The organism is Duganella violaceipulchra (assembly GCF_019166075.1).
Taxonomy (GTDB): Bacteria; Pseudomonadota; Gammaproteobacteria; order Burkholderiales; family Burkholderiaceae_D; genus Rugamonas; species Rugamonas violaceipulchra.
Genome location: NZ_JAHTGR010000017.1, coordinates 111,093 through 125,975, shown reverse-complemented (window position 1 = coordinate 125,975; position 14,883 = coordinate 111,093). Strand labels below are relative to the sequence as shown.

Sequence of the window (14,883 nt, the reverse complement as noted above, 5' to 3'; positions counted from 1 at the left end):
CGCAATCGATGTCGTGAGAGTCTAGTCTTAAGCCTGCGTCGAGCGCGATTTGCGCTTGGCTGCGAAGGCGACGAGGCCCAAGCCCAACAGCAGCATGCCGTAGGTTTCCGGCTCTGGTACTGGGGCTGCGTTATAGGTGTAGGTGACTTGACCCAGGCCGGTGGCCGACGTGGTGTAGTCCGCAGTGATGCCGCTCGGGCTATCAGCGCTGCTGACTGCGGTGACGGCCAACAGGCCCGTAACGTTGCCGTGACCGGTGAACATGGCGAAGTAACCGCTGTTCAAATTGCCGGAGGCCGACAATACGGCGCTGCCCTGGCCAGCCAGCACGTCGGTGGTCTTCTTGTACGACGTGACGGTGCTCGAGAACAGGGACTTGGTGTCAGTGCCAAATACCGAGTGGTCCGGCAGCGTCAGGGTCATCGTCGACGACAGGTCGATGTCGACTTGCTTGTTGACATTCTTGGAATTGGACAGCAGTACCTCGCCGGACACGGTCGACGTGTAGGAGATGCTGATGCCGGTCAGGATACCCTTGGTCGGGTCGAATTGCTTAACGCTCAATTCGGTCAACAGATCGGTGTAGCTTGGACCAAAGGCAGTGATGTCATAGGTGGCGGTATCGGCCATCGCAGGAGCCGCGAACGCGCCAGCGGCTACGCAAATTGCTGCGGCTGCAAAGTTCTTCAATTTCATTCTATTCCCTTAAAAATTTGCCCAGTTGCGGCGCTGTGAGGTGGCGGCGGGCATGCTACCTGCTGACACTTGCATAATTAAAGCAATCTTAACACAAAATATCCTAATTGCATTTCTTTTTACACATCTAACAGATAGTATTTGCAACTTTAGTTGTATTTAAGAATGTATTTGTTGTCGATGGCATACAAATAAGAAAAGCGGCCAGTGGCCGCTTTTCTGTCGAGCAATAAACCGGCTTAGTTGCCGCTCTCGCCCTTCTTGATCCATGCCGCCAGCTGGTGCGGACGGATGCCGTCGTAGTCTTCGAACGGCTGGTGGATCCATGGGTTGTGCGGCAGTTCTTCCATCTGGTAGTCCGGCTTGAACACCGAGCTGCCCTTGGTCCAGATCACCGCCGAACGCACTTCGGTCACGCCTTCGAAGTTGTCGGTCAAATGCTTCATCACCTTGACCAGCGTGACGCCCGAATCCGCCAGGTCGTCGACCAGCAGAATGCGGCCGCTCAACGGGCCCTTGGTCATCGTCATGTACTTGGCGATGTCCAGGTCGCCGCGCACGGTGCCGGCTTCCTCGCGGTACGAGCTGGTCGACAGGATCGCCAGCGGTACGTCGAAGATACGGGAGAACACGTCGCCGGGACGCACGCCGCCGCGCGCCAGGCACAGCACCTGGTCGAACTTCCAGCCGGACTCGTGCACCTTGAGCGCCAGGCGCTCGATCAGGCGGTGGTATTCATCCCAGGAGACCCAGAGGTGTTTGTCGTTCGTTTGTGGGGTCGTCATTTTTGTGCAATCCTTTTATTACTCGAATGGATGACGCAGCACGATCGTTTCCTCACGATCCGGGCCGGTCGATACCATGTCAACCGGCACGCCGACCAACTCTTCGATACGTTTGATGTAAGCGCGGGCGGTGGCAGGCAGCGCCGCCAGCGACTTGGCGCCCACGGTGCTGTCGGTCCAACCCGGCATTTCTTCGTACACCGGCACGCAACGGGCGGCTTCTTCAGCGCCGGACGGGAAGATGTCCACGGCCACGCCGTCGATGGTGTAGCCGGTGCACAGCTTCAGCGTTTCCAGGCCGTCCAGGACGTCCAGCTTGGTCAGGCACATGCCCGTCACGCCGTTGATCTGCACCGAACGGCGCAGCAGCGCCGCGTCGAACCAGCCGCAGCGGCGGGCGCGGCCCGTCACGGTGCCGAATTCATGGCCCACTTGCGCCAGGTGATGGCCGACGCCCGCATCGGTAGGCAGTTCCGAAGGGAACGGGCCGGAGCCGACGCGGGTGGTGTAGGCCTTGGTGATGCCCATGATGTAGTGCAGCATGTTCGGACCGACACCGGCGCCGGCGGCGGCATTGCCGGCCACGCAGTTCGACGAGGTGACGAACGGATAGGTGCCGTGGTCGACGTCCAGCAGCGAGCCTTGCGCGCCTTCGAACAGCAGGTTGGCGCCGGCCTTGTGCGCGGCGTACAGCGCGCTCGAGACGTCGGTCACCATCGGGCGCAGGCGCGGCACGTAGGCCAGCGCGTCGTCCAGGGTCTTCTGGTAGTCGACCTTGGGCGCCTTCAGATAGTGTTCCAGCACGAAGTTGTGGTAGTCCAGGTTCTCGGCCAGCTTTTCGGCGAAACGGGTTTCGTTCAGCAGGTCGGCGATACGGATCGCGCGGCGCGCGACCTTGTCTTCGTAGGCCGGGCCGATGCCCTTGCCGGTGGTGCCGATCTTGGCTTCGCCACGCTTGGCTTCACGCGCCAGGTCGAGCGCCGAGTGGTAAGGCAGGATCACAGGGGCCGCATCCGACACCTTCAGGCGCGACGCGACTTCGACGCCGACCTTTTCCAGCTTGTCGATTTCGCGCAGCACGTCCGGCACCGACACCACCACACCGTTGCCGATGTAGCAGGCCACGCCCGGGCGCATGATGCCCGACGGGATCAGTTGCAGCGCGGTCTTGACGCCGCCGATGACCAGCGTGTGACCAGCGTTGTGGCCGCCCTGGAAGCGGACCACACCTTGTGCATGATCGGTCAACCAGTCGACGATCTTGCCTTTACCTTCATCGCCCCATTGGGTACCGATGACGACGACGTTTTTTGCGTTTTTCTTTGACATCACACTAACCTAAGTTTTTAAGAATCCAGTTGCTACCATTATCGTCGAGAACCAGAGCGCGATCGCACTCGAACTCGTCCAGTTCGTTGCTGTGACCCGGCATACTTTGGATCACGACCTCGCCGGACTTGCGCAGTTCGGCGATTTTTTCCTTCAATTCCGGCGCATTGCCCCACGGCGCGCGGATCGAATGCTTGCGCTCCGCGGTCGGCAGCAGGCGCGCCAGTTCGCGCAGGTCGAGCGAGAAGCCGGTGGCGGGACGCGCCCGGCCGAAGGCCTCGCCGACGTGATCGTAACGGCCGCCGCGCGCCACCGCGTTCGGCAGGCCCGGCACGTACAGCGCAAACATCGCGCCGCTTTCGTACTGATAACCGCGCAGGTCGGCCAGGTCGATCGCCACTTCGGCGCGATTGATGGCCGAGGCCGCCAATGCGGCCAGCTCGGCCAGCGCCTTGGCTATGCCCGGCAGGTCCGGCAGCACTTCACGCGCGCGCTTCAATACATCGACGTCGCCGTACAGGTTCGGCAATGCCAGCAGCGCGTCGCGCACCACCGGCGAATAATTCTTGGTCAGCGCCTGCAGGCCCGGCACGTCTTTGGCGCGCAGCAGCAGGTACAGCTGGGCTTCATCCTTCAACGCTGCGGCGTCGCCTTCGAGGATGGCGCGCAGCACGCCCACATGCGTCAGGTCCAGCCGCACTTCGGTGAAGCCGGCCAGGGCCAGCGACGCCAGCGCCAGTTCCTGGATCTCGGCATCCGCTTCCAGGCCGGCGTGGCCATAGATCTCGGCGCCGATCTGCAAGGGCTCGCGGGTGGCGTGCAGGCCCGACGGACGGGTATGCAGCACGCTGCCGGCGTAGCACAGGCGGGTGACCGAGTCGCGGTTGAGCAGGTGGGCGTCGATGCGCGCCACCTGGATCGTCATGTCGGCACGCAGGCCCAGCATGCGGCCCGACAGCTGGTCCACCAGTTTGAAGGTGCGCAGATCGGTGTCCTGGCCGGCGCCGGTCAACAGCGACTCCAGGTACTCCAGCAGCGGCGGCATCACCAGTTCATATCCGTACAGACGGAAATTATCCAGCATCAGACGACGCAACTCTTCAATCTTGCGCGCTTCCGACGGCAAAACGTCGGCGATATTCTCAGGCAAAAGCCAATTCGGCATGGGGAGGCAGTTTAAAAATGAACAATGTGGCGCACGCGCCGAGGCCCGTGAAGCGGAAGGCCGAACCTGATATTTTACGCGAAAATGCGTTGCGGGAGGGGAAAAAGATACGCCGGGGAGCCATTCGGCACCCCGGCGCAGGTCAGACTTTACTTTCCTGCTTTACTTCTTGCCGGCGGCCGGAGCTGCCGAACCGGCGGCGCCGGAGCCCTTGAAGTACTTGAAGAAGTCCGAGCTCGGGTCCATCACCATCACATCGCTGCGATTCTTGAAGGTGGCGCGGTAGGCTTCCAGGCTGCGGTAGAACTTGTAGAACTCCGGGTTCTTGCCGAACGCTTCGGCGTAGATCGCCGAGGCCTTGGCGTCGCCCTCGCCGCGGATCTGCTCGGCGTCGCGGTAGGCTTCGGCGATGATCACGGCGTGCTGGCGGTCGGCGTCGGCGCGGATCTTCTCCGATTCGGCGTTACCGGTCGAACGCAGTTCATTGGCCACGCGCATGCGCTCGGCCTTCATGCGCTCGTACACCGAGTTGTTGATCTGCTCGACATACTCGACGCGCTTGAGGCGAACGTCGATGATCTCGACGCCGATCTGCGACGACTCCGCCACCACCTTGGCGCGGATCGCCTCCATCACCTTGCCGCGCTGGCCCGAGATCACCTCGCCCACGGTGCGCTTGGTGATTTCCTCGTTCAGCGCCGCCTTGACGATCTGCGACATGCGGTCGCGCGCGCGGCCCTCGTCGCCGCCGAAGGTCACGTAGTACAGCTTGGGCTGGCTCTCGGCGCGGCCGATGCGCCACTTGACGAAGCTGTCGACCAGGATGTTCATCTTCTCGGCCGTGATGAAACGTTCGGCGTCCGGGGTCTCGATGGTCATGATGCGGTTATCGAGGTAGACCACGTTCTGGAACGGCGGCGGCAGCTTGAAATGCAGGCCCGGCTCGCGGATGACTTCCTTGATCTGGCCCAGCGCGAACACGATGGCGTACTTGCGCTGGTCGACCACGAACATGGTGGACGACAGCAGCAGGAACGCGACGAAGGCCGCAATGAGGGTACTGGCTATGCGGTTCATTAACGACCCTCCCGTTCACGTAAGGCGTCGCGGGCGCGTGAATCGCGCTGGCGACTGACTTCCACCTGCGGCATCACTTCGACCGGCAAGGCGGACGACGACGTCGAGGCGGCGGCCTGCGCGGCGGCGCGGGCGGCTGCGGCGGCGCTGTCGGTGGCCGCGGCCTGGGCGATCATCTTATCCAGCGGCAGGTACAGCATATTGCTGCCGGACTTGGCGTCGACCATCACCTTGCTGGTGCTGGTGAAGATCTGCTGCATGGTTTCCAGGTACATGCGGTCGCGCGTGACGCCCGGCGCCTTCTGGTACTCGGCCAGCACCTGCTTGAAGCGCGAGGCGTTGCCGGTGGCGTTCTCGGTGATCATCGAGCGATAGCCCTCGGCTTCCTGCAACAGGCGCGAGGCGCTGCCGCGCGCGCGAGGAATCACGTCGTTGGCGTAGGCCTGGCCTTCGTTCTTCTGGCGCTCGCGGTCCTGCCCTGCGCGCACGGCGTCGTCGAAGGCGACCTGCACCTGCTCCGGCGGCTGCACCGCCTGCAGGGTCACGTTCGAGACCAGTACGCCGGAAGCGTAGCGGTCGAGGATCTGCTGCATCAGCTGCTGGGTTTCGAGGGCGACCTTGTCGCGGCCCTCGTACAGCACGAAGTCCATCTTGTTCTTGCCGACGATTTCGCGGATCGAGGTCTCTGCCACCTGGCGTACGGTTTCCTCCTCGTCGCGGTTGTTGACCAGCCAGGCCACCGGGTCTTTCAGCTTGAACTGCACGGCGAACTGGATGTCGATGATGTTTTCGTCATCGGTCAGCATCAGCGATTCGCGCGCCTGCTTGTTCTTGATGTTGTTGCGGTAGCCGATTTCCACCATGCGCATCTGCGAGACCTTGACGGTTTCGTCGCTCTGGAACGGATACGGCCAGCGCCAGTTGAAACCGGAACCGGTCACATGGCTGATCTTGCCGAAGGTGTAGACCACGCCGGCCTGGCCTTCCTGCACGATGAAGGAGCCGCTGGCGAGCCAGATCAGGCCGATCACGGCGCCGATCGCGCCGGCGGTGGCGCGCATGCCGGCCAGGTCGGGACGACCGCCGCCGCTGGGGCCGTTGCCGCCGCCGTTGCCGTCGGGACGATTCTTCTGGCCGAAGAAGCTGTTCAGGCGCTGATTGAAATCGCGCCACAGCTGCTCCATGTCGGGAGGACCTTCGCCGGGCTTCTTGCCTTCATTGGCTTGCGGCTTGCCGTCTTTTTTGCCCGAGCCCCATTGGGGATCGTTCAGCGACAGCTTCAGGCCGAGACGTTTCATAAGTGACGAGACACGCATTAGTGTGATCCGACATGAGTGAGGGTGGGACTGCTATCCGGTTCCGCTGCTTCTTCGCCAGTGTCGCCAAGGTCATAAGCCTGATTGAGCCGGGCACCCGGCGCGTTCTTGGCCCACTCCACGATGGCGCCGCGCAAAAGGTCCAGTCCTTGACCGGTGCGCGCGCTGAGGAAAACGCGGGAAATCTTATCATATTCATCCCGCTCGACCGACGGCTCCAGCCCGGCGGCGTCGATCTTGTTCCACACCAGGATCTGCGGGATATGATCGGCGCCGATTTCCTTGAGCACCAGGTTGACCTGTTCGATCTGCTCCATGCGCACCGGCGACGAAGCGTCGACGACGTGCAGCAGCAAATCGGCATGGATGGTCTCCTCCAGCGTGGCGCGGAACGCCGCCACCAGCTGGTGCGGCAGTTCGCGCACGAAACCGACCGTGTCCGAGATCACCACGTTGCCCACTTCCTGCCCCATGTACACACGGCGCGAGGTGGTGTCCAGCGTGGCGAACAATTGATCTGCGACATACACGCCAGCCTTGGTGACGGCATTGAACAGCGTCGACTTGCCGGCATTGGTGTAGCCGACCAGCGACACCGAGAACGTCTGGCTGCGGCCGCGCGAACGGCGCTGGGTTTCATGCTGCTTGCGCAGCTTGTCCAGGCGCGCGCGCAGGGCCTTGACCCGCTCGCCGATCAGACGGCGGTCGGTCTCGAGCTGGGTTTCACCGGGGCCGCGCAAACCGATACCGCCCTTTTGACGCTCGAGGTGGGTCCAGCCGCGGATCAGGCGCGTGGCCAGATGCTGCAGCTGAGCCAACTCCACCTGCAGCTTGCCCTCGTGGGAGGCGGCGCGCTGGGCGAAGATATCGAGAATCAGGCTGGTGCGGTCCAGCACCCGGATGTTCAGGCGCTTTTCCAGGTTGCGCTGCTGGGCAGGCGACAGGGCGTGGTTGAAGATGACGATTTCGACGCCGTGATCCAGCACGGCCAGACCGATTTCATCGGCCTTGCCGCTGCCGACGAAATAGGCGGCGTCCGGTGAGGAACGCTTGGCCGTGATCGTCGTCACCGGTTCCGCACCTGCCGAGCGTGCCAGCAGGTTCAGTTCCTCGACGCTGGCGGCGAAGTCGCCCTGACCGAAATCGATACCGACTAGAGCTGCGCGCATACGACGGTCAAGGCTGGGCGAGTTGAGAAGAAGCAGTGGTGCAAGCGCTTATTCCGCTTCGGATTCAATGTTGAGGTTGACGGCGCGTGCCGGTACCACGGTGGAGATGGCGTGCTTATAAACCATCTGGGTCACGGTGTTACGCAGCAGTACGACGTACTGGTCGAACGATTCGATATGGCCCTGCAGCTTGATGCCGTTGACCAGGTAGATCGAGACAGGAACATGCTCTTTGCGCAAGGCATTGAGGAATGGGTCTTGTAACAGTTGCCCTTTGTTGCTCATAACAGCTCCATTTTATGTTGTTGTGTTGGAATTGGAGGCGAAACGCTTAATTTCAAGTACGTGGCCCAGCGAAAGTCAAACAATTTTCGCTGAAACACCGTTCGCCATGCCGGGAATGGTGCTTCTAAGCCACTGTAACCTGTTTTTGTCTTTTTTGCAGGGCGCACCTGCAAAAAAAACCGCTTATTTCGACTGAGTTTTTGCGAACGGGTTTTTACCGGTGCGCAGTTCGATGCGCAGCGGCGTGCCCACCAGCTGGAAGGTGTCGCGGAAATGCTTTTCCAGGTAGCGCTTGTACGGCTCGCCGACCGCGTCCAGGGCATTGCCGTGGATGACGATCACCGGCGGGTTCATGCCGCCCTGGTGCGCATAGCGCAGCTTGGGACGGATCGAACCCTTGCGGCGCGGCTCCTGCTTCTCCACGGCCTCGATCAGGGCGCGGGTCAGCTTCGGCGTCGACAGGTTGCACATGGCGGCGGCGTAGGCCGCTTCAACCGACTTCATCAGTGGAGCGATGCCCTGCGACTTCAGCGCCGAGATGAAGTGCATCTTGGCGAAGGACAGGAAGTCCAGCTTGCGGTCGATGTCGATCTTGATCTCGTCGCGCTCGTCGGTGCGCAGACCGTCCCACTTGTTGACGGCGATCACCAGCGCGCGGCCGGTCTCGAGCACGAAGCCGGCGATGTGGGCGTCCTGCTCGGAGATATCCTGCTGGGCGTCGAGCATCAGCACGACCACGTTCGCTTCCGAGATCGATTGCAGGGTTTTCACGACCGAGAATTTCTCGATCGCCTCGAACACCTTGCCGCGGCGGCGGATGCCGGCCGTGTCGATCAGCGTGTACTGCTTGCCTTCGCGCTCGAACGGAATCTCGATCGAATCGCGGGTGGTGCCCGGCATGTCGAAGGCGATCACGCGCTCTTCACCCAGCAGGGTGTTGATCAGCGTGGACTTGCCGACGTTGGGACGGCCGACCAGCGCCAGCTTGATGCCGTGCTCGATCTTTTCCAGTTCTTCGGGATCGTCCGGACGCTGGGCGAAGGCCAGGTCCAGCGCCTCCTCCACCAGGTCGGCGACGCCGTCGCCGTGCGCCGACGAGATCGAGTAAGGCTCGCCCAGTCCCAGTTCGTAGAAGTCGGCGACGACGGCGGTGTAGCGCATGCCTTCCGACTTGTTTACGACCAGCATGACCGGACGGCCGCTTTTACGCAGGAAGTCGGTAATGGTTTTGTCATGCGGCGTCAGGCCCTGGCGGCCGTCGACCAGAAACACGACGATGTCGGCTTCGGCCACGGCCTGCTTGGTCTGCAGCGCCATCTGATGCATGATGCCTTCCTTGGCGACCGGCTCGAAGCCGCCCGTGTCGATGACGAGGAAGGGACGTTCGCCGACACGGCCCTCGCCATAGTGACGATCGCGCGTCAACCCAGGCAAGTCCGCCACCAGCGCATCGCGCGAGCGGGTCAGACGATTAAACAAGGTCGATTTCCCTACATTGGGTCGACCCACTAGTGCGATTACCGGCTTCATTTTATTACTCGACCGCGAGAGCGGTCACTGTCCCTGATTGGGTTTGGAAAATCAAATTCGTGCCGGCGATGACAGGGTCCGACTGGATCGGGCTGCCGTCGGTCGCGGCGCGACCTATTAATGCGCCATCTTCCCGTGACAGGAGATGGACATATCCCTGGTAGTCGCCCACGGCAATTGCACGGCCGTAGGAAACTGGCGTCGACAGGCGGCGGTAAGCCAGCTTGTCGTTCTTCCAGGCGTTGCTGCCGTTTTCACGGCTGTAGGCTGCAACTTCACCTTTGTCGTCGGAGACGAATACAAAACGCTGGTCCACCGCCACGCCCACATCGGACGAGGCTGGCTTGCTCCAGTGCGGCGCGCCGGTGACGGCGTCGAAACAGGCCACGCGGCCCTGGTACGACACGGCGCACACATCTTTTTCCAGGATCACCGGGGTACCGGCGATGTCGGTGACGCGTTCCAGCTCGGTGGCGCCGCGCGGTTCGCCGACCACCACTTCAAAGCGCGGCAGGCCGGTGGCCAGCACCAGCGCCAGCAGCTTGCCGCCCGGCTGGGCCACGTACACATTCGGGCCGTTGACCACCATGCCCGGCGCGTTGCGCAGGGTCAAGGCCGGCGTGGTGCGGGTGACGTTCCAGCGCTTGGCGCCGGTCTTGGCGTCATACGCGGTGATCAGGTTGTCGACGCTGCGCACGATGACCACGCCGCCGCCAACCACCGGCGACGACAGCACTTCGCTCGACGCCTGGCCTTTCCACAGCTGCTTGCCGCTGGCGTCATACGCAAGGATAACACCCTTGACGCCGCCGACCACAACCACCTCGCCGTCGGTGCCGACGCCGGCCGTCAGGTCGGTGCCGGTCTTGACGCGCCACTGCTCCTTGCCGGTGGCCGCGTTCAGGCGGGCCAGCGCGCCGCCGGCGTCGGCCACGTACAGGCTGTCGCCGGCCAGGGCCGGGGTAAAGACGGCGGTGCCGGCCTTGCCCATCGAGTATTTCCAGACCGTCTTGGGCGTGGTTCCGCCCTTCAGTTCCACCAGCGGCGCCGGCAGGTTCTTGGTATCTTTGGACGAGAACAAGGAACAACCGGCCAACATCGCAAACACGCTTGCAGCAATAACTTTTTCGGTAATACGCATTTTTTAACCTTGATCTGGAGGCGCCGGCTATGCTTGACATGGCCGGCGCCGATGAATTACGCTGCGTCCTTGGCGGCCGGCACGGAGCCGCCGATGGCTTCAAACTTCAGCTGGATCAGCTGGCGGCCAGGGTTTTTCTTGTCGGTCGCGTCCAGCGCGGCCTGGTAGGCGGCGCGGGCCTCCACCAGTTTGTTCTGCGCGACCAGGATGTCGCCCTTGCGGTCGGCCACGGTGCCGGCGAACTGCGGCGCCACTTCACCGGCCAGTACCTTCAGCGCTTCGTCGTAGGCTTTCTCGTCCAGCAGCAGGCCGGCCAGGCGCACCTTGGCCACCGATTTGAACTCGTCGCCGCCGTGTTCCGCCGCCCACTGCAGCTGGGCCTTGGCCGATTTGATGTCGTTCGCTTCGAAGCTGCTCTTGGCCGCCACCAGTGCGCTCATCGAAGCGTAGGCGGTGTTGCCGAATTTGCTTTCCATGTCGCCGGCGGCGCGCAGCACCTTGGCGTTGTCTTTCGCGTTCACGGCCGCTTGCACTTCGTCGTACAGCGCGGCGGCTTGCGTCGCCTGGCTGCGCTGGTAGTAGCTCCAACCAGTGAAGCCCGAATACGCGGCCAGGCCGGCGATCAGCACCCACGAGGTCAGATTGCCGTACTTGTCCCACCATGCTTTGAGGGTCGCAATTTGTTCTTGTTCTTCGAGATCGTATGCCATGTCAGTTCGTCTGCTAGAGGTTAAAGGAAATGCGAGGTTATTAAAAGTACGGCTTAGTGATTGCAATGCTCGTCGTGCACGTGGTGGTGATGGTCGCCGCTGTCGGTGATCTGGTCGACCACGAAATCGACGACGTCGTCGAACGGCACCGTCGATTGCTGGGCGCTGCCCTCTTCCGCGCGCATCGCCTTGACGCTGGCGGTGTGGTTGGCCACTTCGTCCTCGCCGATGATGACGGCGAACGAGGCGCCGCTGCCATCGGCTTTTTTCATCTGGGTCTTGAAGCTGCCAGGGCCGTTGGCGGTCGAGGCGTGCATCACGACATCCAGGCCGGCGTCGCGCAGGCGCTCGCCCAGCACGAAGGCTTGCAGCTGCGCCGCCTCGCCCTGATGCACCAGGTAGACGTCGCACTGGTCAGGCGCGGCCGGCTCGCCGGCTTCCTTCATCAGCTCCAGCAGGCGCTCGATGCCCATCGCGAAACCGACGGCGGGCGTCGGCTTGCCGCCGAAGGAGGCGATCAGCGGATCGTAACGGCCGCCGGCGCACACGGTGCCTTGCGAGCCCAGTGCGTCCGTCACCCATTCGAACACGGTGCGGTTGTAGTAATCGAGGCCGCGCACCAGGCGCGGGTTGATCACGTACGGGATGTTGTTGTGGTCGAGGATCTTGCGCACGCCATTGAAGTGGGCCAACGATTCCTCGCCCAAGTAGTCCAGCAGCTTGGGCGCGGCGGTGACGATTTCCTGCAGCGCCGGATTCTTGGTGTCGAGGATGCGCAGCGGGTTGCTGTGCAGGCGGCGCTTGGCTTCGGCGTCCAGCACGTCCTCGTGCTTTTCGAGATAGGCGATCAGGTCGACGCGGTGGCGCGCGCGCTCTTCGGCGTCGCCGATCGAGTTCAGTTCAAGGCGGATGTTTTCCAGGCCCAGGTCATCCCACAGGCGGCGGCACAGCATGATCATCTCGGCGTCGATGTCCGGGCCGTTGAAGCCGACGGCTTCGCAGCCGAACTGGTAGAACTGGCGATAGCGGCCGCGCTGCGGACGCTCGTGGCGGAACATCGGACCGGTGTACCAGACGCGCTTCGGACCTTCGTAGACCAGGTTATGCTCGATCACCGCGCGCACCACGCCGGCCGTGCCTTCAGGGCGCAGGGTCAGCTTGTCGCCGTTCATCGAGTCTTCGAAGGAGTACATTTCCTTTTCCACGATGTCGGTCACGGCGCCGATGGCGCGCGAGAACAGCGCGGTGTTTTCCACGATCGGCGTGCGGATCTGCTGGAAGCCGTAGCTCTGCACCACCGATTGCGCGGTGTTCTCGAACAGCTGCCACAGGTGCGAATCGGCCGGCAGGATGTCGTTCATGCCTTTGACGGCGACAATTTTTTCAGTTTTGGACATAATTCTTTTTCACGTAATTCAGTACGATTTCCTGGAACTCTTCAACGATGCGCTCACCGCGCAAGGTGGCGAACTTGGCGCCGTCGACGAACACCGGCGCGGCCGGCGATTCGCCGGTGCCCGGCAGGCTGATGCCGATGTTGGCGTGCTTCGATTCGCCGGGACCGTTGACGATGCAGCCCATCACGGCCACGTTCATCGCCTCCACGCCCGGATAGGTCTTTTTCCACTCCGGCATCTGGTCGCGCAAATAGGTCTGGATGTTGTCGGCCAGTTCCTGGAAGGTGGTCGAGGTGGTGCGGCCGCAACCTGGGCAGGCGATCACCATCGGCGTAAATTTGCGCAGGCCCATGGTCTGCAGGATCTCCTGGCCGACCACGACTTCCCTGGTGCGGTCGCCGCCCGGTTCCGGCGTCAGCGAGATGCGGATGGTGTCGCCGATGCCCTCTTGCAGCAGCACCGACAGCGCGGCCGTCGACGCGACGATGCCCTTGCTGCCCATGCCAGCCTCGGTCAGGCCCAGATGCAGCGGATAGTCGCAGCGCTTGGCCAGCTCGCGGTACACGGCGATCAAATCCTGCACGCCGGAGACCTTGCACGACAGGATGATCTTGTCGCGGCCCAGGCCCAGTTCCTCGGCGCGCACGGCGTTCTCGATGGCCGAGGTGATCAGCGCCTCGTACATCACCGCCTGTGCGGACCACGGCTCGGCGCGGCCGGCGTTTTCGTCCATGATGCGGGCCAGCAGCGCCTGATCCAGGCTGCCCCAGTTGACGCCGATGCGCACCGGCTTGTCGTAGCGCGCGGCCACTTCGATCATCTGCGCGAACTGCGTGTCGCGCTTGGCGCCCTTGCCGACGTTGCCGGGATTGATGCGGTACTTCGACAGCGCCTTGGCGCAGTCGGGATAATCGTTCAACAGCGTGTGGCCGTTGTAGTGGAAGTCGCCGACCAGCGGCACGTCGATCTCCATCTTGTCCAGCTGTTCGCGGATGTACGGCACCGCGGCCGCAGCTTCCGGCCGGTCCACCGTCAGGCGCACCAGCTCCGAACCGGCGCGCGCCAGTTCCTTGATCTGAATCGCGGTCTCGATCACGTTGGCGGTGTCGGTATTGGTCATCGACTGCACCACCACTGGGGCGTCGCCGCCCACCCAGATCTTGCGCTGGCCGTGCGAAACCAGCACGCTGCGGCTGGCGCGGCGATTCAATGGTCCCGAAGGAATAGCTGTTTGCGTTGAAGACATGGTTGTACTCGTGCTTTTAACTTATTTGACTTATTTGACTTATTTGATATTGACGCGCGAAATCGTACCGCCCGCGACCGGCGGCAACGCCAGCGGCGCGCCGCCCAGCGTGGCTTCCACGCCGCTCGGCTTGCCGACGATCAGCAGCGCCGGGTCCTTGATGTCAAAGGTCTCGGTGCTGCCGGCTTTCACCAGCCGCGAGATCAGCGGCGTCGTGCCCGGGCGGCGGATTTCCACCCACGAATCCTGCGTTACCTTCAGCACCAGCTGGCTGCCGTTGGCCGTCGCCGCGGCGGCGGCTGGCGGCACCACCTGCGCGACCGGCGTGGCTGGAGCCGGCGCTGGCGCCGGCGTTGCTGCGGCCGGCGCGGTGGTTGCCGGCGCTGGCGCCGCATCCGTCGCCGCGCCTTGCGGCGGCACCGAAATCAGCGGCACGCTTGGCGACTGCAACGGCGCCGTTTCCTGGCCCGGCTTAATCAGCGCGGTTTCGATCGGCGCGACCGCCACATCGGCCGGCTTGGGCGCCTCGACGGCGGCGCTGGCCGCTGCATCCTTGTCCGAACGCTGGAACAGCGTGGCCGGTATCAACCCTGCCTGGTAGGCGTAGGCGCCGGCGGCGGCCACCACCACCACGACCGCAACGCCGACCAGCCATGCGGCAGGACCAGGCGAACGTCCCGTCATCGACGGGAAGCGCGACTCGGTGAACGTGGCCGCGATTTCCTTGCGCGGCGGCGCCGCTTCGTGGCTGGTTGGCGAGATGACTTCGATCATCGCCACCAGCGGCGTGGCGTCCAGCTTCACGACCTTGGCGTAGGCGCGCACAAAGCCGCGCACCACGGCCATATTGGGCAGCGCGGCATAGTCGCCTGCTTCCAGCGCCTTGACCTGGCGCGGCGCCAGTTTCAGTTGATCGGCAATCTGTTCGACCGTCAATCCCATCGCTTCACGCTGGGCTGCCAGTTGTGCTCCGGGCGCGGCCAGGCTGCTGCCCTGGTCCTTTGGCGGTTCTGCCCACTCTGAATTCATTGGTATCC

At 63.1% G+C, this 14,883-nt stretch carries 14 protein-coding genes; all 14 read right to left on the bottom strand.

Annotation, left to right across the window (positions count from 1 at the left end; all coding sequences use genetic code 11):
• Positions 1 to 27 precede the first annotated feature (27 nt).
• The 14 genes from KVP70_RS26475 to KVP70_RS26410 all read right to left on the bottom strand — a co-directional run bounded on the left by KVP70_RS26475 (position 28) and on the right by KVP70_RS26410 (position 14,875).
• Positions 28 to 696: a choice-of-anchor E domain-containing protein gene (locus KVP70_RS26475; protein WP_229225105.1), complete on the bottom strand. Its 669-nt coding sequence runs from the start codon at positions 694 to 696 to the stop codon at positions 28 to 30.
• Between the two features lie 239 nt (positions 697 to 935).
• Complete coding sequence (locus tag KVP70_RS26470) at positions 936 to 1,481, bottom strand: phosphoribosyltransferase (RefSeq protein ID WP_217945404.1); 546 nt, start codon at positions 1,479 to 1,481, stop codon at positions 936 to 938.
• An 18-nt stretch (positions 1,482 to 1,499) separates the two neighbouring features.
• On the bottom strand, positions 1,500 to 2,810 hold the full coding sequence (locus KVP70_RS26465) for an adenylosuccinate synthase (RefSeq protein WP_217945403.1): 1,311 nt from the start codon (positions 2,808 to 2,810) through the stop codon (positions 1,500 to 1,502).
• 4 nt (positions 2,811 to 2,814) lie between these two features.
• Positions 2,815 to 3,975 (bottom strand): ATP phosphoribosyltransferase regulatory subunit, encoded by a 1,161-nt coding sequence (locus KVP70_RS26460; RefSeq protein WP_217945402.1) that lies wholly within the window; start codon positions 3,973 to 3,975, stop codon positions 2,815 to 2,817.
• 162 nt (positions 3,976 to 4,137) lie between these two features.
• Positions 4,138 to 5,052 (bottom strand): protease modulator HflC, encoded by a 915-nt coding sequence (gene hflC, locus KVP70_RS26455; RefSeq protein ID WP_217945401.1) that lies wholly within the window; start codon positions 5,050 to 5,052, stop codon positions 4,138 to 4,140.
• A complete protein-coding gene (gene hflK / locus KVP70_RS26450) occupies positions 5,052 to 6,350 on the bottom strand; it encodes an FtsH protease activity modulator HflK (protein ID WP_229225104.1) in 1,299 nt (432 codons plus the stop codon). Before hflK ends, hflC begins: the two co-directional genes overlap by 1 nt.
• Before the next feature lie 17 nt (positions 6,351 to 6,367).
• On the bottom strand, positions 6,368 to 7,537 hold the full coding sequence (gene hflX, locus KVP70_RS26445) for a GTPase HflX (protein ID WP_217945399.1): 1,170 nt from the start codon (positions 7,535 to 7,537) through the stop codon (positions 6,368 to 6,370).
• Between the two features lie 48 nt (positions 7,538 to 7,585).
• A complete protein-coding gene (gene hfq, locus KVP70_RS26440) occupies positions 7,586 to 7,822 on the bottom strand; it encodes an RNA chaperone Hfq (RefSeq protein WP_008450615.1) in 237 nt (78 codons plus the stop codon).
• 183 nt (positions 7,823 to 8,005) lie between these two features.
• Positions 8,006 to 9,352 (bottom strand): ribosome biogenesis GTPase Der, encoded by a 1,347-nt coding sequence (gene der / locus KVP70_RS26435; protein WP_217945398.1) that lies wholly within the window; start codon positions 9,350 to 9,352, stop codon positions 8,006 to 8,008.
• 4 nt (positions 9,353 to 9,356) lie between these two features.
• Entirely contained in the window at positions 9,357 to 10,493 is a 1,137-nt protein-coding gene (gene bamB / locus KVP70_RS26430; protein ID WP_217945397.1) for an outer membrane protein assembly factor BamB, read from the bottom strand.
• 56 nt (positions 10,494 to 10,549) lie between these two features.
• The gene (locus KVP70_RS26425) at positions 10,550 to 11,203 is read right to left on the bottom strand and encodes a YfgM family protein (protein WP_217945396.1); all 654 of its coding nucleotides are present in this window, start codon (positions 11,201 to 11,203) and stop codon (positions 10,550 to 10,552) included.
• Between the two features lie 53 nt (positions 11,204 to 11,256).
• Positions 11,257 to 12,600 (bottom strand): histidine--tRNA ligase, encoded by a 1,344-nt coding sequence (gene hisS / locus KVP70_RS26420; protein ID WP_217945395.1) that lies wholly within the window; start codon positions 12,598 to 12,600, stop codon positions 11,257 to 11,259.
• A complete protein-coding gene (gene ispG / locus KVP70_RS26415; RefSeq protein ID WP_217945394.1) occupies positions 12,587 to 13,846 on the bottom strand; it encodes a flavodoxin-dependent (E)-4-hydroxy-3-methylbut-2-enyl-diphosphate synthase in 1,260 nt (419 codons plus the stop codon). Before ispG ends, hisS begins: the two co-directional genes overlap by 14 nt.
• A gap of 39 nt (positions 13,847 to 13,885) precedes the next feature.
• The gene (locus KVP70_RS26410) at positions 13,886 to 14,875 is read right to left on the bottom strand and encodes a helix-turn-helix domain-containing protein (RefSeq protein ID WP_217945393.1); all 990 of its coding nucleotides are present in this window, start codon (positions 14,873 to 14,875) and stop codon (positions 13,886 to 13,888) included.
• Positions 14,876 to 14,883: the final 8 nt, after the last annotated feature.